22 protein-coding genes and 1 riboswitch are annotated in these 25552 nt (G+C 59.3%); of the genes, 12 read left to right on the top strand and 10 right to left on the bottom strand.

Going from position 1 to position 25552, the window contains the following annotated elements:
- The first annotated feature begins 49 nt into the window (after window positions 1-49).
- Window positions 50-976, top strand: coding sequence for a LysR family transcriptional regulator (locus FNY10_RS13490; RefSeq protein ID WP_160702813.1), 927 nt, complete (start codon window positions 50-52; stop codon window positions 974-976).
- On the opposite strand, the gene FNY10_RS13485 is transcribed toward FNY10_RS13490, so the two are convergent.
- Both FNY10_RS13485 and FNY10_RS13480 read right to left on the bottom strand, forming a co-directional pair.
- Complete coding sequence (locus FNY10_RS13485) at window positions 973-2316, bottom strand: NCS2 family permease (RefSeq protein ID WP_160702811.1); 1344 nt, start codon at window positions 2314-2316, stop codon at window positions 973-975. The two genes, FNY10_RS13490 and FNY10_RS13485, sit on opposite strands and share 4 nt — an antisense overlap.
- 2 nt (window positions 2317-2318) lie before the next feature.
- Window positions 2319-4130, bottom strand: coding sequence for an adenine deaminase C-terminal domain-containing protein (locus FNY10_RS13480; protein ID WP_160702809.1), 1812 nt, complete (start codon window positions 4128-4130; stop codon window positions 2319-2321).
- A 124-nt stretch (window positions 4131-4254) separates the two neighbouring features.
- Here FNY10_RS13480 and FNY10_RS13475 point away from each other — a divergent pair, with 124 nt between their 5' ends.
- Window positions 4255-5196 carry a LysR family transcriptional regulator gene (locus tag FNY10_RS13475; RefSeq protein ID WP_100685267.1) on the top strand — a complete coding sequence of 314 codons (942 nt, stop codon included), beginning with the start codon at window positions 4255-4257 and terminating at the stop codon, window positions 5194-5196.
- Here FNY10_RS13475 and FNY10_RS13470 read toward each other — a convergent pair.
- Entirely contained in the window at window positions 5180-5602 is a 423-nt protein-coding gene (locus tag FNY10_RS13470) for a universal stress protein (protein WP_131048138.1), read from the bottom strand. The genes FNY10_RS13475 and FNY10_RS13470 overlap by 17 nt on opposite strands.
- A gap of 498 nt (window positions 5603-6100) precedes the next feature.
- Here FNY10_RS13470 and FNY10_RS13465 point away from each other — a divergent pair, with 498 nt between their 5' ends.
- The 4 genes from FNY10_RS13465 (at window position 6101) to FNY10_RS13450 (ending at window position 10144) form a co-directional block, all read left to right on the top strand.
- On the top strand, window positions 6101-7447 hold the full coding sequence (locus FNY10_RS13465; protein ID WP_141964212.1) for a glycoside hydrolase family 28 protein: 1347 nt from the start codon (window positions 6101-6103) through the stop codon (window positions 7445-7447).
- A 204-nt stretch (window positions 7448-7651) separates the two neighbouring features.
- A riboswitch (TPP riboswitch) is annotated at window positions 7652-7748 on the top strand.
- A 34-nt stretch (window positions 7749-7782) separates the two neighbouring features.
- The gene (gene thiM / locus FNY10_RS13460) at window positions 7783-8559 is read left to right on the top strand and encodes a hydroxyethylthiazole kinase (RefSeq protein ID WP_141964214.1); all 777 of its coding nucleotides are present in this window, start codon (window positions 7783-7785) and stop codon (window positions 8557-8559) included.
- Window positions 8556-9356, top strand: a complete 801-nt coding sequence (gene thiD, locus FNY10_RS13455; protein ID WP_141964216.1) for a bifunctional hydroxymethylpyrimidine kinase/phosphomethylpyrimidine kinase — start codon at window positions 8556-8558, stop codon at window positions 9354-9356. Before thiM ends, thiD begins: the two co-directional genes overlap by 4 nt.
- A 41-nt stretch (window positions 9357-9397) precedes the next feature.
- Complete coding sequence (locus FNY10_RS13450) at window positions 9398-10144, top strand: GntR family transcriptional regulator (RefSeq protein ID WP_100685259.1); 747 nt, start codon at window positions 9398-9400, stop codon at window positions 10142-10144.
- On the opposite strand, the gene FNY10_RS13445 is transcribed toward FNY10_RS13450, so the two are convergent.
- From FNY10_RS13445 to FNY10_RS13435, 3 genes are read right to left on the bottom strand one after another with little or no spacing between them, the layout of a single operon-like run.
- On the bottom strand, window positions 10118-11083 hold the full coding sequence (locus FNY10_RS13445; RefSeq protein WP_141964217.1) for a PfkB family carbohydrate kinase: 966 nt from the start codon (window positions 11081-11083) through the stop codon (window positions 10118-10120). The genes FNY10_RS13450 and FNY10_RS13445 overlap by 27 nt on opposite strands.
- Window positions 11080-12084, bottom strand: a complete 1005-nt coding sequence (locus tag FNY10_RS13440) for an ADP-ribosylglycohydrolase family protein (protein WP_160702807.1) — start codon at window positions 12082-12084, stop codon at window positions 11080-11082. Before FNY10_RS13440 ends, FNY10_RS13445 begins: the two co-directional genes overlap by 4 nt.
- The gene (locus FNY10_RS13435; protein ID WP_100685256.1) at window positions 12081-13358 is read right to left on the bottom strand and encodes a nucleoside permease; all 1278 of its coding nucleotides are present in this window, start codon (window positions 13356-13358) and stop codon (window positions 12081-12083) included. Before FNY10_RS13435 ends, FNY10_RS13440 begins: the two co-directional genes overlap by 4 nt.
- 247 nt (window positions 13359-13605) lie before the next feature.
- Between FNY10_RS13435 and fbaB the strand changes: the two genes are divergently transcribed.
- Window positions 13606-14658: a class I fructose-bisphosphate aldolase gene (gene fbaB, locus FNY10_RS13430; RefSeq protein ID WP_015583867.1), complete on the top strand. Its 1053-nt coding sequence runs from the start codon at window positions 13606-13608 to the stop codon at window positions 14656-14658.
- A gap of 78 nt (window positions 14659-14736) precedes the next feature.
- Here the strand turns inward: fbaB and FNY10_RS13425 are convergent, their stop codons facing one another.
- On the bottom strand, window positions 14737-16344 hold the full coding sequence (locus FNY10_RS13425) for an FGGY-family carbohydrate kinase (protein WP_131048132.1): 1608 nt from the start codon (window positions 16342-16344) through the stop codon (window positions 14737-14739).
- Window positions 16345-16376: 32 nt separating this feature from the next.
- Window positions 16377-17126: an SDR family oxidoreductase gene (locus tag FNY10_RS13420; RefSeq protein WP_160702805.1), complete on the bottom strand. Its 750-nt coding sequence runs from the start codon at window positions 17124-17126 to the stop codon at window positions 16377-16379.
- Window positions 17127-17392: 266 nt separating this feature from the next.
- On the opposite strand from FNY10_RS13420, the gene FNY10_RS13415 reads away from it, so the two are divergent.
- Window positions 17393-18403 (top strand): substrate-binding domain-containing protein, encoded by a 1011-nt coding sequence (locus tag FNY10_RS13415; protein ID WP_131048131.1) that lies wholly within the window; start codon window positions 17393-17395, stop codon window positions 18401-18403.
- 32 nt (window positions 18404-18435) lie between these two features.
- Here the strand turns inward: FNY10_RS13415 and FNY10_RS13410 are convergent, their stop codons facing one another.
- Complete coding sequence (locus tag FNY10_RS13410) at window positions 18436-19377, bottom strand: sugar-binding transcriptional regulator (protein WP_141964220.1); 942 nt, start codon at window positions 19375-19377, stop codon at window positions 18436-18438.
- A 268-nt stretch (window positions 19378-19645) separates the two neighbouring features.
- Here FNY10_RS13410 and dalD point away from each other — a divergent pair, with 268 nt between their 5' ends.
- The 4 genes from dalD to FNY10_RS13390 all read left to right on the top strand — a co-directional run bounded on the left by dalD (window position 19646) and on the right by FNY10_RS13390 (window position 24548).
- Window positions 19646-21013, top strand: coding sequence for a D-arabinitol 4-dehydrogenase (gene dalD, locus FNY10_RS13405; RefSeq protein ID WP_131048129.1), 1368 nt, complete (start codon window positions 19646-19648; stop codon window positions 21011-21013).
- Between the two features lie 9 nt (window positions 21014-21022).
- Window positions 21023-22486, top strand: coding sequence for a xylulokinase (xylB, locus tag FNY10_RS13400; protein ID WP_015583873.1), 1464 nt, complete (start codon window positions 21023-21025; stop codon window positions 22484-22486).
- 69 nt (window positions 22487-22555) lie between these two features.
- Complete coding sequence (locus tag FNY10_RS13395; protein ID WP_131048128.1) at window positions 22556-23833, top strand: RbtT/DalT/CsbX family MFS transporter; 1278 nt, start codon at window positions 22556-22558, stop codon at window positions 23831-23833.
- Between the two features lie 52 nt (window positions 23834-23885).
- A complete protein-coding gene (locus FNY10_RS13390; protein ID WP_141964221.1) occupies window positions 23886-24548 on the top strand; it encodes an HAD family hydrolase in 663 nt (220 codons plus the stop codon).
- Between the two features lie 83 nt (window positions 24549-24631).
- Here the strand turns inward: FNY10_RS13390 and yegS are convergent, their stop codons facing one another.
- A complete protein-coding gene (gene yegS, locus FNY10_RS13385; protein WP_141964222.1) occupies window positions 24632-25525 on the bottom strand; it encodes a lipid kinase YegS in 894 nt (297 codons plus the stop codon).
- Window positions 25526-25552: the final 27 nt, after the last annotated feature.

Below are 25552 nucleotides of genomic sequence, written 5' to 3'. Positions count from 1 at the left end.
TGAGCGGCTGTTTTGAGAACAATCCGGGTAACAGGATTCGGGAGTCGATATGTTCAGACTGGAAGATCTGACGCTATTTGTTCGGGCGGCGGCGCTGGGTAGCTTCAGCGATGCGGCGCGGGAGGTCGGGCAGCAGCCGGCGCAGGTGAGTGCGGCGATTAAGCGCCTGGAGACCACGCTCAATATTCGTCTTTTCGCGCGCTCCACCCGCAGCTTACGTCTGACGCCCGAAGGGGAAACCTGGCTGCCCTACGCCACCCAGATGCTGGATACGCTGCATGCCGGGCTGCAAAAAATTCAGGTCCCTGATGATGAGGTCCGCGGGACGTTGCAAATTGCGGTGCCCTCCGACCTGGGGCGCAATCTGCTGCTGAACGTCTTTCGCGCCTTCCGCCAGCGGCACCCGGCGCTGAAACTGCGCATTCTCTTTTCCGACCATCGGACCGATGTGTTTAAAGATCCGGTCGACGTGGCCTTTCGCTATGGCGACAACGACGACTCCTCGTTTATTTCCCTCCCCGTGGCGCCGGAAAACCGACGGGTGCTGGTGGCTTCTCCGCAGTGGATTGCCAGGCACGGCGATCCGCAAACGCCGGAGGCGCTGGCGCAACACAATGCGCTACTGTACGTGCTGCGCGGCAGGCAGTTCGATCGCTGGACCTTAAGTCTCAACGGCGTGGTTGAACATATGCAGGTCTCCGGCGCCATCATCAGCGACGACGCCGAGGTGATTCGCCGCCTCGCCATTGCGGGGGAGGGCTTTGCCTATAAGTCTGCGCTGGATGTCAGCGACGATATTCGCGCCGGGCGCCTGCAGGTGCTACTGCCGCACTATCAGGGAGACCGCGTCCCGCTCAATATGATTTGTCCGCACCGCAAGCAGCTTTCTGCGGCGGTGCGGTTGCTCTATGAAGAGGTCAAAGCGCACTGTGAAACGGTGCAGGCTGACGCGCTACGCGGGCCTGTAGACGCTTAGTGCTTCACCAGGGTGGCGAAATAATAGACCAGCGGAACGGCGAGGATCCATAAACCGAGCGGGATTTCTCGCCACTTTCCGGCAACCGTTTTAATCATGATGTAAAACAGCAGCCCGCCGGCGATACCGGTGCCGAAGCTGTTGGCAATCAGGGTGATCATCACCATCATTAATACCGGCAGCCCGTCGGTGAAGCTGGAGAGATCGACTTTGCGCAGGCCGCTGAACATGTTGAGGCCAATCAGGATCAGCGCTGGAGCGGTGGCCTCTTTTGGGATCATCAGGGCGATCGGCGTAAACAGCAGCATCAGCAGGAACATCACCGCCGCGGCCAGCGCGGTGAGCCCGGTTTTGCCACCCGCTTCGGCGGCGGCGGAAGATTCGATCAGCGCGGTCGCCGCCGGGATCCCCAGCCACGGGCCGATGGCCGCCGCAATCGAGTCGACCATAAACGGCCGGTTGATGTGCGGCATATTGCCTTCTTCATCCAGCAGTCCCGCTTCGCCGCCCACCGCCAGCGTGGTGCCCATGGTGGAGAAAAACTCAGAGGCGAAAAAGACAAACAGGAACGGCAGGAAAGCAATATTCAGCGCACCCAGCATATCGACGTGGCCGAAGACCGGCGCCAGCGAGTGCGGCATCGCGATAAAGCTGTCCGGCAGATGGGTGACCCCCGCCGGAATCCCCACCAGGGTGGCAAACAGAATCGCCCATAAAATGGCGCCCGGTATGCGCCGCGCCTGGAGCGCAATGGCCAGAAACAGGCCGCACAGCGCCACCAGCGCGCCGGGAGACAAGAAATCACCCAGCATCAGGGCATTGGTTTTGGCATTCGCCAGCACCAGGCCAGCATTGCGAAAACCGAGCACCGCCACAAACAGCCCGATAGAGGCCGTCAGCCCCAGTTTGATCGACTGGGGAACCGAACGGGTGACCACTTCGCGCAGGCCGAATTTGGTTAACAGAAAGAACAGAATGCCTGACCAGCAGGCGATGCCGAGGCCAGTCTGCCAGCCGATCCCTTCGCTACCGGCCAGCGTGACGCCTACCAGCACCGAGCCGCCGATGCCTGGACCAACGATAAACGGCAGGTTAGCGTAAAACGCCATCAGCAGCGTACTGGCGACGAAAACCAGAATCGTTCCCGTGGTGACGGCGCCTTTGTCCATGCCGCCCGCCGCCAGCAGGCCGGGGATGACCACCAGCAGATAGGCGGCGGCGAGAAAGCCGGTGACCCCCGCGAGGCACTCGGTACGTAGCGTGCTGCCGCGCGAGCGCAGGGCAAAACGGCGCTCCAGCCAGCTTCCTTGTGTTGCGGTGTGCAGTGTGTTGTCGGCCATGCTCAGGCTCCCCGGTGATTATTGTTGTGAGGGTTGGTGGCCGGGGTTTCCCGGCAGTCTATCAGCGGTTCGACAATCTGGCGGGTGGTGCCGTCGGTCAAACCTAAATCGGTCAAATGGGGGCCGGCATTGCAGGCGAGGCAGGTTCCCTCGATGGCCTTAAATACCCGGTAGGGCGGCTCCCAGTCGGCAATTTCTGCGCTCAGGTCGCGTAATTCGCCGAACTGCCGCGCCAGCTCCGCCGCTGGAAGTTCGGAAAGCATGCCGGCAATTGGCATCGCCACATGGGCGAGAATGGCCCCCTGGCGGGAGAGCGCCATCCCGCCGCCGGAGGCAATCAGCCGGTTGGCGGCCAGCGCCATATCCTCCGCGCTGCGTCCCAGCACCACCAGATTGTGTGAATCGTGCGAGTAGCTGGTGGCGATAGCGCCGCGCAGCTCACCCCAGCCTTCAAGCAGGGCGATTTGCGGCGTCGCCTGATGGCGACCGTGGCGATGCTTCACCCAAATCAGGCTAAATCCCTCCGGCAGCTGAACTTCGCCGTGGCGCACCTGCACCTCGACCTCTCCCCACTGCGTAAAGCGCGCGCCGCGAATATGCCGCAGGCGGGCAATGCCGTGGACAATACCGGGTACCCGTAGCACAAAATCATCCGCGCTCAGCGGCGCCAGACGCAGCGTATTGCGCGGCGGGGTGACCCCCTCGGCGGCAGGAATGGACAGCAGCAGCGCGCCGTCGCGGGCGACCAGTTTCCCGGCAACGTACACTTCACGGGCCTTGAGCTTCTCCAGCGAATCAAAGACCACCAGGTCGGCGCGGCGACCGGCGGCAATCAGCCCTGAATCGTGACGCTGCAGGCGAATGGCGGCGTTCAGCGTGGCGAAACGCAGGACGTCGGTGGCGGCGAGACCGTGTTCAATCAGCAGGTTGAGCAGGGCGATAATGCCGCCTTTTTCCAACAGCAGATCCGGCGGCACATCGTCGGTGCACACCGTTATCTGCGAGGAGAGGTGCGGCAGGGTTTTCAGGGCCTTGACGATATCCGGCAGCAGATACGGGTGCGAGCCGCGAATTTCGAGGGTCAAGCCGGCGCGCAGCTTTTCCAGCGCGTCTTCCGCGGAGGTCAGCTCATGATCGGAGGTGACGCCCGCCGCGAGGTAGGCCTGGAGATCGGCACCGCTCAGCCCGCGGGCATGGCCTTCAATCAACTTGCCGCTGTCGAGACCGGCCTGAACAATCTCCTGCATGCGGGCGCTGCCGTTAAGCACGCCATGCATGTCCATGACTTCCGCCACGCCGCGTACTTCCGGCCATGCCAGCATGGTCGCCATCTCCGCCCCGGCAAAATCGGCGCCGGACATTTCCAGCCCCGGTGTCGAGGGCACGCTGGAGGGGGCGGCGACCATTACCTGTAGCGGCAGGTGGCGGCTGGCGGCGATGGCATAGCGCACGCCTTCGACTCCGAGGACGTTGGCCAGCTCATGCGGGTCCCAGAAGACCGCCGTGGTGCCCTGGGCGAGGACAATTTCCGCGTAGCGCTCGGGAGGGAGGTGGGAACTTTCGAGATGGACATGGGTATCCATTAGCCCCGGCGACAGATAGGCGCCATCCAGCGCATGGCGCTGGTGGGCATCGGCGCGGCTGCCGCGCGGGTGCACGCTGGCGATCATTTCGCCGGTGATGCCGACATCGGCTTCGCGGACTTCGCCGGTGACCATGTCGACTATCTGCGCCCCGGTCAGGAGCAGGTCAAAAGGTATTTCACCCCGGGCGGCCATGACGGCGCGGCGGCGGTTTTCAGCATTGCTGGACATAACAACTCCGGCACAAGGATAATGGGGCTACTCTAGGGGCACGGCAAACGTTTGCCCAGATGAATAAATTTATCACCCGATAAGCCCGGGTTATTCTGCCCGATTACCCTTAGCGAAGAATAAGATGACCGAACCGTGGCAGCGCCTGCCTGCGCTTTCTCTTAAACAGCTGCAGTACTTTGTTACCCTGGCGGAGCTGCGTCATTTTACCGATACCGCCAGTCGTCTGGCCATCAGCCAACCGGCGTTGAGCAGCGCGCTGCGGCAAATCGAAACGGTGCTGGGCGGCAAGCTGGTGAACCGCACCGCCTCGTCGGTCACGCTGACCGAACTGGGCGCCGCCATTCTGCCGCACGCCCGGCGCGTGCTGAGCGTGGCCCAGCTGGCGTTTCATGATATGGAACAGATCGTGGCGGCTGGCGGCGATGGTACCGTGCGCATTGGTCTGGTGCCTTCGGTGAGCTCGCTGCTCTTTCCACTGCTGCCGCAGGTGCTGGCGCAAACTTTTCCCCGCCTGCGGGTCGAGTTCCACGATCAGACCAATGATGCGCTGGTGCGTGAGCTGCAAAGCGGGCAGATTGATTTCGGTATCGGCGCCATCGACAGTTCGCTACCCGCCGCGTTACAGGTCTACCCGCTGCGTGAAGACCCGTTTGTGGCAGTGCTGCATGGTGACGATCCGCTGGCAGATCAGCCGCACCTGCCGTGGAAACTTCTGGCCGGACGCGATATTGCGGTGTTCTCGAAGGGGAATATCCAGCGGCTGGTTGGTGCGCTGGCGGAGAGCCATCGTCTGACGCTGAACACGCGTTTTCAGGTGGACTATATTGAAACGTTGTATGGCCTGGTGCGCTCGCGTCTGGCGATTGCCATCCTGCCCGAACTGTATACCACCCATCTGCAGGATCCGGTGCTGAAAATCGCGCAGCTCCAGCAGCCGGCGCTGGCGCGGACCGTGGCGTTAATGCGCGGGCCGCAGCCATTGCCGCCGCTGATTGAGCAGTGCTTTACGCTGCTGCTCAATTCGCTACGCGAGTCGTCCGCGCGGTTCAGGGCAGATGCCTGATCAGCACGTCTATCGTCAGATGATTAATATACTCCAGCGAATGAGATGCCATCACTCCCAGCAGGCGGTTGCGGTGCCCGGCGATAATCAGGTCGATCCCCCGCTGATTTACGCAGGCTTCGACATCTTCAAAACGGCGGGTGGTGACCAGCGACAGGGTTTGCACCGGCAGTGAGACGCTGGCCGCCAGTTCATTGAGCAGCACTTTCGCCTGCAGCACCTCCTGAGACACGTCATCATTCAGCAGGCTGTCGGAAACGTAATTCAGCGTCCGATAGTCGGTGCTGATATGGGCGAGCGTGATGCGCATAGCGTTCTCTTCCGCCATTCTGGCTGCATGCTGGAGCAGCGGAACGCCGTCCTGGCTGCTGTTAATCAGCACCAGGGCATGATGATAAACGGGCATAGCCGTACCTCGAGATATGAGTAACTGAAAACACGGGCCCCTGAGGTTAATTTTGTGCCCGCCTGGACCTGAAAGCAAACGGATAAATGGCTAATGGCAGAACCACTCAGCATTATTTACATTTATTCCCTTTATCTTCACTTTCTTATGTGATTAATGGAAACCATTGCGAGTTGCAAATTTTTTAAAAAAATAGCCAGGTGTATGCCCTGTGGTTTTTATTTCCCCTTTCAATTAACGGCGGAAAATATAAAACTACTAACAGCATAAATAATAAAGCAACACCAGTGATGGATATTATCATCTTGACACGTAACCAATCTTTGAACTCACCGGGATAACGTATAGCGCTGATGGGGCCCTCACTCTGCCGTCGCCTTAAATGACGCTGAGGTTCTGTTACCCGCGGCGGATCCAATCCGGGTGAAAGTCATATAAACTACGCAATGAAAACAGACCTGCATCCATTCTGGATATTTACCCTAAGGCGATCATACGATGATTAAACGTATCAGAATATGTCAGTCCGTCGTCGTTTCCTTGAGCGGAATAATATTACTTTTCGCTACTAGCGCGCAGGCTTCCGGCGACCGCCGCGTTGTTCGACCACCACAGCTGTCGCAACCTGTTTGTACGACCCTCTCACCGGAAGCGCATCAGAGCAGCACCAGCGTACAGCACCGTCTGCAGCAGGCTCTGAACCAATGTCCCGCAGGTCAGGCCGTACGCCTGACCTCTGGTCCGCAGGGCAATACGTTCAAAAGTGGTCCGTTACAAATACCCTCTGGCGTATTTCTGCGACTTGATGCAGGGAGTGTGTTGCTCGCAGATAATGACCCCCGACGCTATGACACAGGACAGGGACATTGTGGAACCATCGACCAGAAAGGGGGCGGCTGCAGGGCTTTTATTTCTATGGTCAACAGCGTCGGCGGCGGGATTGAAGGGGAAGGGACGATTGACGGGCAGGGAGGTGAACGAATAGTCGGTCAGAATGAAACATGGTGGGAAATGGCGCGCCGTGCCCAATCTGTTACCGGCGGCAGGCAGAACGCCCCGAGGTTAATTCAGATAGATGATGCGCATGATATTGTCATTTATGGCGTGCGCCTGCGTCATGCTCCAAACTTTCATATCGTTCTCAACCATGTCCAGGGGGCAACTCTGTGGGGCGTTATTATTGATACGCCTGCGACGGCAAGAAATACGGACGGAATAGACCCCGGCGCCTCGCAGGATGTCACCATTACTCACAGTTTCATTCGTACCGGTGATGACAATATTGCCATCAAAGCCGGAAGCGGGCCTTCACGACACCTGTCCATCACGAACAATCACTTCTATTCAGGGCACGGCATGTCTATCGGAAGTGAGGTGAACGCGGGCGTCAGCGACGTACTGGTACGTAACCTTACGCTTGACGGGACCACATCAGGATTACGTATTAAAAGTGATGCCAGTCGTGGAGGGTTGGTCAGCGATATTCTGTATTCGCACATCTGTATGCGCAACACGCGCTGGCCCGTTTCGTTTGATACCCACTATTCGCCGACAGCTTCCGGTACATCTCTCCCGGAATACCGGAATATTATACTGCGGGATGTCAATGCCAGCGGCGACCGGCCTGCCACGGTCATTCTGCGGGGGTATGACGCTTCACATCCTCTTATGGTCCGGATGGATGGCGTAACATTCAGCCCCGGCACCCAATGGGTAACAGAATTTGCCCGCTTAACATCTGGCGCAAACGGTATACAGCCCTCGCCACCAGCAACCATTAACCCTGTAGCCGCGCATTACTCACCGATTGACTGCTCTGAGCAATGGGTTCCTTTTCCGGCATAGTGGTATTGGCTTCTCACTCAGCGGGCAGGCGCATCTGATAAACCTCCGGCGATAGCGGAGGATATTGATGATCCCGGTTTAAAGAAGCGCCTGGGACACCATCCGGGACACATGCAGGTTTTAACGCTTGTTTGTTGGACTTCCCGCTGGCATTATCCTCAGCAGGGATTAACGCGACGTTAATCGCAAGTATTTGATTTTGATTTAAATGACTCGGGGTGCCCTTCTTCGTGAAGGCTGAGAAATACCCGTACCACCTGATCTGGATAATGCCAGCGTAGGGAAGTCAGAGACCAAAGGGTCGTTGCTTCTTCATCGCCTGGCTGGAGCTAACGATGCAAGCTGAGCCTCTCAATTCCGCGCATATTGCGCATCTGCAACATCTCTTTCGCCATCATTCCCCCCTTGTTCACTGCATGACTAACGATGTGGTACAGACCTTTACTGCCAACGTCCTGCTGGCGGTCGGCGCCTCGCCCGCAATGGTGATTGATCCACAGGAGGCGAGCCAGTTTGCGGCGATAGCGGATGCGCTGCTGATTAACGTCGGAACCTTAACCGTCGATCGTGCGCAGGCAATGCGCGCTGCGGCGCTCAGTGCGCAAAGCGCAGGCAAGCCGTGGGCGCTGGATCCGGTGGCGGTCGGGGCGTTAACTTTGCGCAGCGCGTTTTGTCATGAATTGCTGAGCCTGCAACCGGCCGCCATTCGCGGCAATGCGTCCGAGATTATGGCGCTGGCCGGAATGAGCGGTGGCGGGCGCGGGGTCGATACCACCGATACCGCGGCGGCGGCACTGCCCGCCGCGCAGGCACTGGCGCGGCAGATCAATACCATCGTCGCGGTGACCGGTGAAGTGGATTACATCACCGACGGCCAGAGAACACGTGCGGTTACCGGCGGCGATCGGTTAATGACCCGTGTCGTGGGGACCGGCTGCGCGCTTTCGGCGGTGGTGGCGGCCAGTACCGCCATGCCAGGCGATCGTCTCGAAAACGTCGCCGCCGCCTGCGGCCTGATGAAACAGGCGGGCGGCGCGGCGGCGCACGGCAGAGGACCGGGCAGCTTTATCCCGGCGTTTCTCGACGCGCTGTACGGGGAGAACAACGGATGAAACGCATTAATGCGCTGAGCATCGCCGGTACCGATCCCAGCGGCGGCGCGGGGATCCAGGCCGACCTGAAAACCTTCTCTGCCCTCGGGGCCTACGGCTGTTCGGTGATCACCGCGCTGGTGGCGCAAAACACCCGCGGCGTGCAGTCGGTCTATCGCATCGACCCGGATTTTGTTGCCGCGCAGCTGGATTCGGTATTCAGCGACGTCCGCATCGATACCACGAAAATTGGCATGCTGGCGGAAACGGATATCGTCGAAGCCGTAGCGGAGCGTTTAGCGCGCTATCGGATTAACAACGTTGTCCTGGATACGGTGATGCTGGCGAAAAGCGGCGATCCGCTGCTCCCGGCTTCGGCGGTGGCGACGTTACGCACTCGCCTGCTGCCGCAGGTTTCGCTGATCACGCCGAATCTGCCGGAGGCGGCGGCGCTGCTGGATGCGCCACACGCGCAGAATGAAAAAGAGATGCTGGAGCAGGGGCGGGCGCTGCTGGCGATGGGCTGTGGCGCGGTGCTGATGAAAGGCGGTCATCTCGACAACGCGGAAAGCCCGGACTGGCTGTTTACCCGCGATGGCGAGCAGCGCTTCACCGCGCCGCGCGTCCAGACTAAAAATACCCACGGAACCGGCTGTACGCTCTCCGCGGCGCTGGCGGCGCTGCGCCCACGCTATCGCGACTGGGGAGAGACGGTGGCCGAGGCCAAAGGCTGGCTCTCTGCGGCGCTGGCGCAGGCGGATTCGCTGGAGGTGGGCCACGGTATCGGGCCGGTTCACCATTTCCACGCGTGGTGGTAAGCCTGATATACTGGCGTGAGGATTCTGCCAGGAAAAGATAAATGGAACAGGCGCATACCCGGTTAATTAGCCAGCTTGTTGAACGGATTGCGGCGTCGGATAACGCGCCGCTCTATCTGAAGTTTGCCGACACGATCAAGGATGCCGTGCGCAGCGGCTGGCTGGAAAATGGCAATATTCTTCCCGGTGAACGCGATCTCAGCCAGCTGACCGGCGTATCGCGCATCACCGTACGCAAAGCGCTCCAGTTGCTGGAAGACGAGGGCGTGGTGACCCGCTCGCGGGGTTACGGGACACAAATCAATAATATCTTTGAATATTCGCTGAAAGAAGCGCGCGGATTTACTCAGCAGGTGGTGTTACGCGGTAAGAAGCCGGATACGCTGTGGGTGAACAAACGCGTGGTCAAATGTCCGGAAGAGGTTGCCCAGCAGCTGGCAATCGCCGCGGGCAGCGATGTGTTTATGCTCAAACGCATTCGCTATGTTGACGAGGACGCGGTCTCGCTCGAAGAGTCCTGGGTGCCTGCGCATCTGATCCATGACGTCGATGCGATCAGCGTCTCGCTGTATGACTACTTTCGCAGCCAGCAGATTCTGCCGCAGCGCACCCGCTCGCGCGTTAGCGCCCGGATGCCAGACGCCGAATTTCAGTCGCATATTAAGATGGACAGCGCCATCCCGGTGCTGGTTATCAAGCAGGTTGCCCTCGATCAGTACCAGCAGCCCATCGAATACAGCATCAGCTATTGCCGCAGCGACCTATACGTTTTTGTGTGCGAGGAGTAGCGCTTCGCGGTGCGGGGCGCAATCGCCGCCGCGATGACCCACGACCCAGGCGGCGACGGCATTACCCAGCGTAACCGCTTCCCCCAGGCTCCAGCCAGCGGCCAGCCCGGCAAGCGTACCGCCGGCATGACTGTCCCCGGCGCCGATCGTATCGACGACCTCGGTCGGAAAAGGGGCGGCGAGGCCGCTCTCCTGCGGGCTGAAATAGCAGGCGCCTTCTTTATCCAGACGCACGATCAGTGGGGCGGCATATTTGTTCAGCCAGGCGGCGCCAAATGCGCTGACCTCGGGCGAGAATCCGTGCGCTTCGGCCGCGATGGCGGCCTCCTGGCGATTGACGGACACCAGCGGCTTCAGGGCCATCAGGCGTGCCATCAGCGTGCCGGGAATATCGGCAATCCGCGGACCAAAGTCGATAAAGGCGCTTACCTGCGGCTGCCGCTCCAGCCAGCAGACCAGCCGTTCGCCGCTGGCGGATGCCAGCTGATAGCCGGAAAGATAGACCAGGCCGCCGGAGGGGGAATGCAACCGGTCGAGCCACGCATCGCACCACTGATTTTCCACGCCGCTGAAGGACATAAAGGTGCGCTCGCCGTCCGGCTCAACCAGCGCCAGGCACCAGCCGTTGTCGCCATCTGCCTGGCTGATGACGCTGGTTAATCCCTCTTTGGCGAGGCGCTGGCGGATAATTTCCGCCCACACGCCCTGGCCAATCGGTAGCGCATTTTGCGCGTCGATCCCCAGCCTTTTTAACGCCACGGCGATGTTCAGCGCGCAGCCGCCGACATTGACGCTCTGCTGTTGCAGTTCGATATCGCACCCGCGCCAGGGCAGGGCATAGGCGTCGGCAATCACGTCAATCACCGCGGCGCCGAGGACGGTGACCGGACGCTGCGCTTTCAGCACGGCCAGTTTAGCCGTTAACTGTCGGGCATTCATTTGGCCTCCCGCTGCTGGCGATAGTGCATCAGGGCATCGGCGTAGCGCGTGAAGTCCAGCTTGTTGACCTCATCCAGCTGCGCTTTAAACGCGCGATCGATGGCGGAAATCCCGTGTAACGCGCCGCAAATCGCCGTCGCCATGGCCCCGATGGTGTCGGTATCGCCGCCCAGGTTGGCGCAGAGAATGGCGCAGCGGTTAGGGTCGGTACCGGCCAGTTCAACCATCGCTATCGCGCACGGGACGGATTCAATGGTGCTGGTGCCGGCGCCAATCAGTTGATAAAGCCGCTCGCTGGCGGACTCGGGACCCTCGGTCTCGCGTACGGTGCGGAGCGCCAGCTCAATACGCAGCGCCAGCGAGGCGCTGAAGGTGGTGATCTTCCTTTCCTGCGCGTGACGCGCCACGGCCGGCAGGGCGTTCACAATCGCTGGCCAGCCGACGCCGTCGATGGCGCGGGAGATAGCCCAGGCGATAACCGTCGCGCCGGCGATGGCTAAATCCGATTTATGCGTCGGGCTGGAGGCCGCGGCCACGTCGCGGATAAATGCATCGAGATTGTCGCCCGGCAGCAGGCAGCCCAGCGGCGAGGCGCGCATCGCTGCGCCGTTGGTCACCCCGTTATTGTCCAGCTCGCTCACCGGTTTGCCGTGGCGAATCGCGTTGAGGGCAATTTTCGATGTCGGTCCTAAGACGTTTTTATTAAATGCATCAAAGCCTTCTGCCCAACGCAGAATATGTCGGCCGATGACATCCGGGACGATTTGCCCGTCGCATTCCATGATGGCGTCGGCGAGGCACAGGGCCATCGAGGTGTCATCGGTAAACTCCGCCTCGGCAAAGTAGCAGGCGGCGTTATTCTCCGCCGGGCCTGGCAGGAAGCGGTCGATCCAGCCAAAATGGGCTTTCACCCGTGTTCGTGGCCATAGTTCCGACGGCATACCCATCGCATCCCCTAACGCCTGCCCGTAAAGAGCACCGAGAATACGTTCTGCTTTCATTTCACTTCCCCTTGTTTAAGCTCAGCATGTTCTGTATCGACGTCGATGGTCGTAATCTCTTTGTCCGATTCGCGGAAAAACACCATGAACAGCACGGCGATAATCGCAATCATGATCGCGCCGAATGTCCACATGCCCGCCCAGTTGAAGGTGAGTCCGTTGACCGGTTGCGAATAGGCGAACATTTTTTCCATCATCACGCCGCCGAGGCGGTAGCCGAGCAGGCTGCCAAAGCCCTGGCAGCAGAGCGTAATCAGCCCCTGGGCCGCATTGCGCATCGATACCGGCGCTTTCTTATCGACGTAGATATAGGCGGTAACGTAGTAAAAATCGTAGCTGACGCCGTGCAGCAGAATACCGAGGAACATCAGCGTATAGGTGAAATAGTTCTCCGCGCCGCCGAAGACAAAAAAGCCGTAGCGAATCGCGGCGGTAATCAGACCAAGCAACAGAACCTTTTTAATACCAAAGCGTTTGGTAAAGAACGGCAGAGCCAGCATAAAGAAGATTTCAGAGAACTGGCCGAGGGTCATCCATCCGGTGGCGTGCTTCATGCCGGCTTCGGTGAGGTAGCCGTTGGCGAAGATGTAATAGAAGGCCAGGGGCATGGCAAACAGGAAAGAGCAGAAGAAAAAGACGAGGAAGTTTTTGTCGCGCAGCAGGATGAGTGCATCCAGCCCCAGCATCACTTTCAGGTCCAGTTTTCCACGGCTTTTCGGCGGTGTGTCCGGCAGGAACAGGGCAAAGACGCCGAGCAGCGCCGAGCTGCCGGCGGCAATCAGCAGCGGGACGTTGGTGGGCGAAATGTCGCTCAGACCGAACATCTGCGGTAAAAATCCGCACACCAGGCCGGAGCCGATCCAGCCGATGGTCCCCATTACCCGGATCCGCGGGAAATCGCGCTCAACGTCCGCCACGTTAGAAAAGGCGATGCCGTTGGTCAGCGCGATAGTCGGCATGTAGGTTAACGAGTAGGCGAGCAGGAGCGGGAAGAAGCCGGCGAAGGTCGTCTGCTGCGCGGCGAAGTACATCAATATCGCCCCGGCGAACATCAGCACCGCCAGCACTCTCTGTGCGGAAAAGAAACGGTCGGTCAGCGAGCCCACCAGGATCGGCGAAACAATCGCTGCGATGGCGGTACAGGCGTAGGACCAGCCGATCTCACCGGCGCTGAAGCCGCTTTTGCTCAGCCACAGCCAGAGGGGGACAAACCAGGCTCCCCAGATAAACCATTCAACGAACATCATGAACGACAGCTTTGCTGTAGTTTTCATCTTTAGATCCTTCATGACAGGTAGGGTACGCCTTTAAGATACCATTTGATAATACCTTTAAAATACCTTTGGGTGGTTTTTTTGAACAGGCTAACACTTTTTATTCCTGAATCGTGCCAGCTGAAATGGCTGAAAAATGCGATCCCGGCTGGAAAATATGCTAAGACGGTACCAGGCTTAACCTGCCCAAATAAGTGGGTCAGGAAAATACATGCCGGCTGCGGCCGGTACTTACGGGAGCATAGCTATGACTGATATTACGCAGTTGCTTGGCAAAGATGCCGACAGCCTTTTACAGCACCGTTGTATGACCATTCCAGCCGACCAGCTTTATCTGCCGGGGGCGGATTACGTTGACCGGGTGATGGTGGATAACAATCGTCCGCCGGCGGTGCTGCGTAATATGCAGACCCTGTACAATACGGGGCGCCTGGCCGGAACCGGATACCTCTCCATCCTGCCGGTAGACCAGGGCGTGGAACACTCGGCAGGGGCCTCTTTTGCCGCCAACCCGCTCTACTTTGATCCGAAAAATATCGTCGAACTGGCTATCGAAGCCGGTTGTAACTGCGTCGCGTCCACCTATGGCGTGCTGGCCTCGGTATCGCGGCGTTATGCGCACCGCATTCCCTTCCTCGTGAAGCTCAATCATAACGAGACGCTGAGTTACCCGAACACCTTCGACCAGACGCTGTACGCCAGCGTTGAGCAGGCCTTTAATATGGGCGCGGTGGCGGTAGGAGCGACTATCTATTTCGGTTCGGAAGAGTCGCGTCGGCAGATTGAAGAGATCTCCGCGGCGTTCGAACGCGCGCATGAACTGGGACTGGTGACGGTACTGTGGGCCTATCTGCGCAACCCGGCGTTTAAGAAAGATGGCGTTGATTATCATGTGTCGGCCGATTTAACCGGGCAGGCTAACCATCTGGCGGCCACCATCGGCGCTGATATCGTCAAGCAGAAAATGGCGGAAAATAACGGCGGCTACAAGGCGGTGAACTTTGGTTATACCGACGATCGCGTCTATAGCAAGCTGACTTCGGAGAACCCTATCGATCTGGTGCGTTATCAGCTGGCGAACTGCTATATGGGGCGCGCCGGGTTGATTAACTCCGGTGGCGCGGCGGGCGGTGAAACTGACCTGTCGGATGCCGTACGTACCGCGGTTATCAATAAGCGCGCGGGCGGGATGGGGCTGATTCTCGGTCGTAAAGCGTTTAAAAAATCGATGAGCGACGGCGTGAAGTTGATCAACGCCGTTCAGGATGTTTACCTCGACGGCAAAGTGACGATTGCCTGATCCTCAATGCGGTGACGCAAACCCCTCTCTGTCGGGAGGGGTTTCATTGGTCAAAGAGTGGGGAAGAGCCGCGGGTTGCTACTGCCGAATCAACCGGGCGACCTGTTGTAACGCCAGATAAGCCTCGTAGCGACGCTGGTGCAGCGGCTGATATTGCGTTGTACAGCGGTAGGTTTTGTCCACCCGGGTAAATTGTTGCATGGCCTCCGGCAGCGAGGCGGAAACCCGGCCAGCCACGGCGCCAAGAATGGCCGAACCTAACAGCACCGGTTCGCTGCATTCGGTGCTGACAACCGTCATCCCGCAGGTATCGGCCAGCAGCTGACGCACCAGCGGATGCTGCCCCGCGCCGCCGCTGATAACGATATTCTCGCTGTTAATCCCGCAGGCCTGTTGCGCGTCAACAATCTGCCGCAGGCCGTAGCCGATACCGCATAATCCCGCGACGTAGAGCGCCAGCAGATTATCCAGATCGCGCTCCATGCCTAACCCGGCAATCAGCGCTTTGGCATCCGGGTCCGCCAGCGGCGCGCGGTTGCCTGAGAACTCCGGCACCACGTGCAGTCCGGCGGCGAGTCCGGCGGCTTCGGACGGGGTCGCCACCTGAGCCAGCACCCGATCGGCGAGATAGACCGGCAGCGGCACGCCCGCTTCCTGCGCCAGCTCGCGCGCCTGCGCGGCGGCAGGATGGAAACTTAACAGCTGGTCGATGGCGGCGCCAGCCGCGCTTTGCCCGCCTTCGCTCAGCCACAGGCCCGGTACCATAGCGGAATAGTAAGGCCCCCAGACGCCGGGCACGAAGACAGCGTCTGGCGTGGTGGTCATGGTGCAGGAGGAGGTGCCGAAAACATAGGCCATATTACTCACCGCGCCATTGAGAACCCCGACCGTGCCGATGCCGCCAGCGTGAGCGTCAATCATGCCCACCGCCACGGGGGTACCGACCGGCAGGCCCATCTCGTGCGCCGCTTGCGCACAAAGACCCTCGCCGCACGGCGTTCCCGGATCGACAATACGCTGGCCAATGCGCGCAAAATCATCCTCGGCCAGATCTCCCAGGCCAATCTGCCGGAAGTAGCCGGCATCCCAGCGTTGCTCATGGGCCAGGTAAGTCCATTTGCAGGTGACGGTACACACCGAACGCGCCAGATCGCCGGTGGCGCGCCAGGTCAGGTAATCGGCAAGGTCGAAAAAGTGGCGCGCCTGCTCATAGATATGCGGGCGGTTCTCCTTAAGCCAGAGGATTTTCGGCGTTTCCATCTCCGGCGAAATCCTGCCGCCGACGTACCGCAATACGGCATGTCCGGTGGCGTTAATCTGCTCCGCCTGGCCGATGGCGCGGTGATCCATCCAGACGATGATGTTGCGGTCCGGATCGTCGGAAGGCCCGACCGCCAGTGGTTCTCCGCTTTCGCCGACCACGACGAGCGAGCAGGTGGCGTCGAAACCCATCCCGGCGACCGACTCCGGCGGCATGCCGGAGCGCGCCACGGCGGTTTTTATGCAGGCGCAGACCGCCTGCCAAATCTCGCGGCTGGATTGTTCCACCTGATTGCCAGCGCTGCGAAACAGGGTGATGTCCCGCGTGGCATGGGCGAGCAGCTGGCCCTGAAGGTTGAAGATGCCGGCGCGCACGCTGCCGGAGCCGACATCGACGCCAATAATGGTTTGGGTATCGTCATTCATAAAGCCGTCCTTAAGCCTCCCGGGTTGCACCATCACAGATCGACGCTGTTAGGCAGGATAACGAGATCGCGTACGGTGACGTTTTTCGAGCGCGTCACCATAAACAGGACCGACTCCGCAACTTCAATTGGCTGCATCAGGCTGCCGTTAGCCAGCGCCTCTTCCATTTTTTCTTTCGGCCAGTCGTCAAGCAGGGCGGTCACCACCGGGCCCGGTAAGACGGCGCCGACGCGCACCCCGTGCTGCGAAACCTGGCGGCGGGTGGTGTGCACAAACGCCTGCACGGCGAATTTTGAGGCGGTGTAAATTGGTTCCCAGATGACCGGCACGACGCCGGCGATGGAGCTGGTAAAAATGATGTCGCCGGATTTTTGCGCAATCATGTGCGGGAGTACGCTGCGCACACAGCGGAAGGCGGCATTGGTGTTGAGATGTAGGACGCGATCCCAGACGTCCGGGTCGCCTTCGGCCACCGGCCCGCCGATGTAGGCGCCGGCGTTAGCGTGGAAAATATCCAGTCGCCCGGCGAGATGGAGAATGCCGGTCAGAAGATTATCGACCTGATCGCCCTGCATTAAATCCACCTGCAGCGCGAAGGCGTTTTCGCCGAGTTCAGCCACAATCTTCGAGAGTTTTTCGCCTTCCCGGTCGATCAGCACCACTTTGGCGCCCGCCGCGAGCAGGGTTCTGGCGCATTCGAGGCCGATACCGGATGCCGCACCGGTGACGGCGGCGACTTTACCATTGAGAGAAGTATTCATAGAGGATACAGAGTGGTTCATTTTATAATCCTTCATTGAGTCTGTTTGGTCAGTCGATCTGGTCCTCGATAAGCATGGGCCAGCATTGATGTTGTGCATGAAAAATTTTAAGGTGTTGAATAAAAGCGTTATTTATAAATACGCGCTGCCAATTGAGCGCTGAGTAACGTCATTCGCCATGGAGCACAATGGTTGCTCAATCGATGAAGCTAATGTTGCGCCAGCTCCATCGATTGAGCAAGTGGGGAAATTAACAGCGAAATGAATTTGTGACGCAAGTTGGGAAAATGAAAAAAATCACTATCTACGATCTGGCGGAATTGTCCGGCGTTTCGGCCAGCGCGGTCAGTGCTATCCTCAATGGCAACTGGAAAAAGCGGCGCATCAGCGCCAGACTGGCGGAAAAAGTGACGCGGATCGCTGAAGAGCAGGGCTACGCGATAAACCGCCAGGCCAGCATGCTGCGCAGTAAAAAATCGCATGTGATCGGCATGATTGTTCCCAAATACGACAACCGTTACTTCGGCTCCGTTGCGGAAAACTTTGAAGAGATGGCGCGCGAGCGCGGCCTGCTGCCGATTATCACCTGTACTCGCCGTCGCCCTGAGCTGGAAATCGAAGCGGTGAAGGCGATGCTCTCATGGCAGGTGGATTGGGTGGTGGCAACCGGGGCGACGAACCCGGATAAAATTACCGAGCTGTGTCAGCAGGCGGGGGTGCCTACCGTGAATCTCGATCTGCCGGGGACGCTTGCGCCGTCGGTTATCTCGGACAACTACGCCGGCGCCCGAGCGCTGACGGATAAGATCCTCGACAACAGCGTCGGGCGTCACGGCAGGCTGGCGCCGCTGATCTTCGTCGGCGGGCGCGGCAGCGACCACAATACCCTCGAACGTCTGCGCGGTTTTCGCGACGCGCACCAGGCGCGGGGTCTGAGCGTTCCCGATGAGAACGTGCTGGCTCCCGGCTATTCAAAGGGCAAAGTCGAAGCCTGTATGCAGGCCCGGTTCAGCACCCCGGAAGAACATCTGCAGGGGTTCTTCGTTAACTCGACGATTTCGCTGGAAGGGGTGGTCAGATGGCTGGCGCAGCAGGGATTAACCGGTACCGAACAGCCGCCGATGGGCTGCTTCGACTGGGACCCGTTTGTCTATCTTCTCGGCCACGACATCGATATGGTGCAGCAGAATGTCCCGGCGATGCTCGAGGCGGTGTTCAGCATTATTGACGCCGGTGAAGCCCGCCAACAGCGGGTCGAGATCCCGCCGCTGCTGATCGGTAGCCGCGAACACCTCTGAGTCGTTGAGCGCGGCGGCAGTGAGAACCGCCGCTAGCGCGTCAGCAGCCAGCGGGCGGTGTGCTCATCCGTGACCAGGCCGTTGATCCAGCCCCCTTTCAGCGCCGCCAGTATCGCCGGGCGTTTATATTCTCCGCAGGCCACCGCAATGCGCGGGCACTGATTCTGGCGAATATCGTAGCTGGTGATCATCCGGTTGATATTACTCTCCACCACGCCGCCGTCGGCATCAATGAAGCGGCCGAGAATTTCGCCAATCCCGCCCTGGGTCGTCAGCTCATCCAGCTGCGCCTGGTTGATAAAGCCGTCTTTAAAGATGGGGCTGTTGGTGCCAAGCGGGCCGATGCCGACGAAAATCACGTCCGCCTGCTGCGCCACGCCTGAGACGTTGCGGAACAGGCGGCTGGTGCACCACATTTCATGTTCATCTACGGTTTGCGCGTAGCGCGGCGCGGGCCATTGATAATATTTGGCCTGGATTTTTCGCGCCAGCAGCAGAGGAACATCGTCGTAATAGTTGCACTGGCCGTCGGCGTCCATGGCGCTAATCAGCGCCACGCAGCGCGTATTCAGGCTGTCGAAGTCGATCCGCTGCATGGTCTTTTTCAGCGTCAGCCCGGAGCCGATGCCGATAATTTTCGCTTTATCATCCTGCAGATAGCGGGCCATCAGCTGGTAACAGCCGAAAGAGACGCTGTCCAGCGTGCTCTCTTCGCTCCACGCGGGAACGATATTGCAGTCGACCAGCCGGTATTTCTCCTGCAACAGCTGCGCGTAGTCGAGGCAGTTGGCCACCGGATGGTGAAGGCCGATCGAGACGATTCCCTCTTCTTTAGCGGCGGCGATCATTCGCTGTACCACCGGCCTTGAAGTCCCCAGCTGGCTGGCGATCTCGCTTTGATTCAGACCGGCAATATAGTACATCCATGCGGCGCGGACCTTCTGATCCAGCCTGATGTCTTCTTCTTTACCCATGATTCCCTGCCTTAAGCGTATGGTCATAAACAGGCCCGGCCTCATTCGATCCGATAAAGGGTTCCCGCGGTCTCTGGCGTCAGGAGTCTGCATGGCGAATGATTCAGGTGATAGCCGCATTCTCGCCGCGGTTTTTAAATCAGGCAAGCTTTTGCTCTTATTTGGTCATTTGTAATTTTATTGGGTAATTGCTCTTTTGTGATCTATGGCTCTTGTTTGGAACAAATGATCATCTACAGTGAGTCCCATCACTCAAGGAGATCAGAATATGAATCAGCAATTCACATGGCTTCACATCGGTCTGGGTTCATTTCATCGTGCGCACCAGGCGTGGTATCTGCATCGTTTGATCGCATCCGGCGATACGCGCTGGCATATCGCGGCGGGCAATATTCGTCAGGATGCCGAGCAGGTGGTTGAGGCGCTTATCGCCCAGAACGGGCGCTACGTTCTGGAAACCGTCAGCCCGGAAGGGGAGCGCGAATATGAAGAGATCGCCTCGATTCAAAAACTGCTGCCGTGGCAGAACGGACTGCAGCCGCTGATTGACGAAGGGGCAAACCCGCAGACCAAAGTTATCGCCTTTACCGTGACGGAAGGGGGGTACTACCTGAATACCAGCCATAAGCTGGAGACCAGCAATGCGGATTTAATCAACGATCTGCAGGGGGGCTGCAAAACCATCTACGGCACCATCGCACGCATTCTGGAAAAACGCATGGCGGATAACGCCGGACCGCTGACGCTGCTCAACTGCGATAACGTTCGCCACAACGGCGAGCGCTTTCACGACGGGCTGGTGGAGTTTCTCCAGTTAACCGGCAAGCGGGCGGTAATAGCATGGCTGGGGGCGAATGCGACCTGCCCGAACACCATGGTGGACCGCATCACGCCGCGGCCAGCGGCCGATCTGCCGGCGCGCATCAAGGCGCAAACCGGTATTGACGATAAAGCGCCGGTGATGGGCGAGACCTTTATTCAGTGGGTGGTCGAAGATAATTTCCGCGCTGAGCGTCCGAACCTGGAGGCCGTCGGCGTGGAGATGGTTGACTCGGTTATCCCTTACGAAGAGGCTAAAATCCGCATTCTGAATGCGTCGCACAGCTGTATCGCGTGGGCCGGTACGTTAATGGGTCAACGCTATATCCACGAAAGCACGTTGACCGATTTTATTTACGCTATTGCCGACCGCTACGTCACCGAAGATGTGATTCCGTGCCTCGGCGACAACGGAATCGATCTGGCGACCTACCGCGACGTGGTCCTTAAGCGCTTCACCAACCCCTATATTCAGGACACCAACCAGCGGGTTGCGGCGGATGGGTTCTCAAAAATCCCGGCGATGATCGCCCCGACCCTACAGGAGTGCTATCAGCGCGGCGCCCGCCCGGAGGCGACGGCCATGCTGCCCGCGCTGTTCTTTGTCTTTATGGAACAGTGGCACAAAGGCACTCTGCCTTACGAATACCAGGATGGCATTCTCGATGCTCAGGCGGTCCATGAAATGTTTGAATCCAGCGACCCGATTGCGCTTTATGCCAAAGATCGGGCGCTGTTTGGTTCCCTGGCTGAACGGGCTGATTTCCTGGCGCTGATGCGCGAGAAGATTGCCGCCGTCTATTCCCTGATTCAGTAGGAGCGGGCTATGTACTTAGGCATCGATCTTGGCACCTCGGAAGTGAAAGCGCTGGTTATTGATGAGAATAATGCGGTTGTCGCCAGCCATAGCGCGCCGTTGACTATTCAGCGGCCTCATCCGCACTGGTCAGAACAGGCGCCGCAGGCGTGGTGGGAAGCCACGGAATATCTGGTCGCCACGCTGCGGGAAAAATGTGGCCATCACTGGTCCGCGATTAAGGCCGTTGGCCTCTCCGGGCAGATGCACGGGGCGGTACTGCTGGATAGCGGCGGGGAGGTGATCCGTCCGGCCATTTTGTGGAACGATACGCGCTGTGCCCAGGAGTGTCGTGAGCTGGAGGAGAGGGCGCCTGAGCTGCATCAGGTCGCCGGAAACCTGGCGATGCCGGGCTTCACCGCACCAAAACTGCTGTGGGTGCGCCGTCACGAGCCGGCAAACTTTCAGCGCACGGCAACGGTGATGCTGCCGAAGGATTATCTGCGCTACAAAATGACCGGTAAAAAAATCTCCGATATGTCGGATGCCGCCGGGACGCTGTGGCTGGACGTGGCGAAACGCGACTGGTCCGATGCGCTGCTGGATAAGTGTGGCCTGTCGCGCAGTCAGATGCCGACGCTGGTTGAAGGTTGCGAGGTGTCCGCCACCCTGGACCCGCAGGTTGCCGCGCGCTGGGGCCTGAATCCCTCGGTGGTGGTGGCCGGCGGCGGTGGCGATAACGCGGTCAGCGCGATCGGCGTCGGCGCGGTCTCGCCGGGCGATGCATTTATCTCGCTGGGCACTTCCGGGGTGTTGTTCGTGGTGACCGATGCCTATCGGCCGGCGCCGCAGTCGGCGGTGCACGCCTTCTGCCACGTCTTACCGAACCTGTGGCATCAGATGAGCGTGATGCTCAGCGCCGCCAGCTGCCTGCAGTGGTTCTGCCGTTTAACCAGCACCACCGAAGTGGCGCTGCTGGAAGAGATTGCCCAGTTGAGCGAGGAAGAGAAAGCCAACGCACCGTTCTTTCTGCCCTATCTTTCCGGGGAACGTACGCCGCATAACGATCCGGACGCGCGCGGAATGTTCTGGGGCATGACCCATTCCAGCCTACGTGCCCAGCTGGGTTACGCGGTGCTGGAGGGGGTGAGTTTCGGTATCAACGATGGCTTGCAGGTACTGAAAGAGAGCGGCACGCGGATTGAACAGTGTTCGCTGGTCGGCGGCGGCGCCCGCAGTCCGTTCTGGGCGCAGCTGCTGGCGGATATTCTTGCTATGCCGGTTGTGACCCACAAAGGCGGCGAAACCGGCGGCGCGCTGGGGGCGGCGCGGTTGGCCTGTCTGGCGGCGGGGAAACCGCTGGCTGCCGTCTGCGAAAAACCAGAGGTCTACCAGACCTGGCGCGCCGCACCTGAACGCCATCACATTCTGATGCAACGCTATGCGCAATTTAAAGCGCTATATCTCAACGACCTGAATTACCGACATCACTGATTTTAATAATAAAAAATCCTCCGGTGGTTGCACCGGAGAGTCTTCCTGCACCCTGAAAACGAGGTCATTATGTCCGTGAATAGCAAACAGTGGTTCGGTCTGCCGCTGAATCTGATCTGGGGATACATCGCCATCGCCGTGTTTATGACCGGCGACGGCTTTGAGCTGGCTTTTCTCTCGCACTACATCAAGGAGCTGGGCTTCACCCCGGCCCAGGCTTCTTTCGCCTTTACCCTCTACGGCCTCGCCGCCGCCCTGTCGGCGTGGATCTCCGGCGTGGTCGCCGAGATCATCACCCCGCAGAAAACCATGCTGATCGGCTTTGTGCTGTGGTGCGTGTTCCACGTGCTGTTCCTGATTTTTGGCCTCGGCCACGCCAACTATCCGCTGATCCTGCTGTTCTACGGTATTCGCGGCTTTGCCTACCCGCTGTTCCTCTACTCCTTTATCGTCGCCATCGTGCACAACGTGAAAAGCGACGGCGCCAGCTCGGCGCTGGGCTGGTTCTGGGCGGTCTACTCGATTGGTATTGGCGTGTTCGGCAGCTATATCCCGAGCTTTACCATCCCGCATATTGGCGAGCTGGGCACCCTGTGGCTGGCGCTGGTGTTCTGCGTCACCGGCGGCATTATCGCCCTGGTCTCGCTGCGCCATATTCAGACGCCGCGCCATATGCAGAACCTCACCACCCGCGAGAAGTTTGCCGAGCTGGGGCGCGCCGCCACCCTGCTCTACACCAACCGCAATATTTTGCTTTCCAGCATGGTGCGCATCATCAACACCCTGTCGCTGTTTGGCTTTGCGGTGATCATGCCATTGATGTTTGTCGATGAGCTGGGCTTTACCACCTCCGAGTGGCTCCAGGTATGGGCGGCTTTCTTCTTCACCACCATTTTCTCCAACGTACTGTGGGGGATCCTCGGCGAGAAACTGGGCTGGATGAAAGTAGTGCGCTGGTTTGGCTGCATCGGGATGGCGCTGTCGAGTCTGGCGTTTTACTACATCCCGCAGCATTTCGGGCATAACTTTGCCATGGCGCTGGTGCCGGCGATTGCGCTGGGGATTTTCGTGGCGGCGTTTGTGCCGATGGCGGCGGTCTTCCCGGCGCTGGAGCCGCAGCATAAAGGGGCGGCCATTTCGGTCTACAACCTGTCGGCGGGGCTGTCCAACTTCCTGGCTCCGGCGATTGCGGTGGTGTTGCTGCCGTACTTCAGTACGATTGGAGTGGTGGTGGCGTACACCGCGCTGTACGTGCTGGCCTTTTTCCTCTGCGCCTTTATTCGCGTCGAGCAGCCGGGCTTTACCCTGAAGCCTGTGCCTGCGCGCAAAAGCGTTGAGTTTTCCTGACACAGTTCCCGGGCTGACAGGCGAGCCCCGTCAGCCCGGTTTGAGGTAGAAGATGAGCATCAAAGCGGTTATTTTTGACATGGATGGGGTGATTATTGATTCAGAAGCCCTGTGGCGGCAGGCGCAACGGGAGGCGCTGGCCAGCTGGGGGGCGACGGTCAGCGAGGAGGAGTGTGAAACGCTGACCAAAGGTAAACGACTGGACGATATTGCCCGCGTGTGGTGTCGGCACTGCCGGCTGGCGATTGCGCCACAGCAGCTGGAGGCGCTCATTTTACAACGTATCGTTGGATTGATTACCGCCAAAGGAGCGGCGATGGGCGGCGTCAACGAGACATTGGCGCATTTTCGTGGCCTGGGCTATCGGATTGCGCTGGCGACGTCTTCTTCTCATCAGGTGATTTCCGCGGTACTCGATAAGCTCTCTCTACGCTCCTGTTTTGATGTGATTTCCAGCGCCGATGATGAGGCGTGGGGCAAACCGCACCCGGCGGTCTACCTCTCGACCCTGGGCAAGCTGGGGCTGAGCGCCGGGGAGTGTCTGGTTATCGAGGACAGTTTTCATGGCTTTTGCGCGGCGCAGGCGGCGGGCATTGCCACGGTCGTGATTGCGCCAGACTGCCAGCATCCGCGTTTTGCCGCCGCCGTCGCCCGCCATCGCTCGTTACCGGAACTGCTGCAGACGCGCTCTGAACCTGCTCTGGCCCTCGGGTAACGACCTTATCGGTGAGCGCAGAAGCCCTGGAGATGTAAACGGTCTTTTAATCTCTTCGTTCTGCGCTCACTTTCCACCTGGTATTATTTCAGCAGCGCGCAGTCCGGCGGCAGGCGGCAGCGCAGGGCGCCCGGGAGAATTTCCATCCGGAAATGTTTACCGCTCAAAGGCTCGCCATCAAGGTTAAAGGTCATCTCGTGCGGCGCGGTGATTTCAAACCACGACGACACGCCGTCCACCAGGTTAGGGGAGTTGTCGGGGTCCGCCAGGGTAGTAAACAGCGCGGGGAGCAGCTCTTCGCCGGTAAAAACCCGCAAATGCAGCAGTCCGTCATTAATCAGGGCCTGTGGGCAAAGCTGCTGACCGCCGCCGGCCTGACGACCGTTGCCGATACCAATAACCAGCGCGTTTCCGCTCCAGCTAAAGTTCTCGCCGCGAATTTCGCAGCGGTCGGGTTTCAGAGCGTCCATACGCATCAGGCCATGAATCAGGTAGGAGACGCCGCCCAGCGCGGCTTTAAGTTTCTCCGGCGTTTCGGTGGTAATCCGGGTACCGAAGCCGCCGGTCGCCATGTTAATAAAGCCGGTTTTATCATTCACCCGCGCCACGTCGATGGCGATATCGCGGCCGACAATCGCCAGCTTGAGGGCGCTGGCGAGATCTTGCGGGATCCCGACGCTGGTGGCGAAATCATTGGCGGTACCCAGCGGCAGGATGCCGAGCGCTACCTGACTTTCACGCTGGACCAGCGCCGTGGCGACTTCATTGATGGTGCCATCGCCGCCGCCGGCAATCACCGTCCCCACCTTAAGCTGTAGCGCTTCATCGACAAACCGGGCGGCATCGCCTTTTTCCCAGGTCACCCGGACATGGATGTCGACGCCTTCCTCGCGCAACAGCGCGATCGCTTCGCGAAGCTGCGGCTCGTTAGCTCCTTTGCCATTGAGAATCAGTAAGCTGGCTGGAAACACAGGCATAGTTATGGCTTCCTTTTTGTGCAAGAT

The sequence above is a fragment of the Klebsiella sp. Lac1 genome (genome assembly GCF_009825425.1).
In the GTDB taxonomy this organism is placed as follows: Bacteria; Pseudomonadota; Gammaproteobacteria; order Enterobacterales; family Enterobacteriaceae; genus Klebsiella; species Klebsiella electrica.
This window is presented reverse-complemented; position numbering and strand designations above follow the sequence as displayed.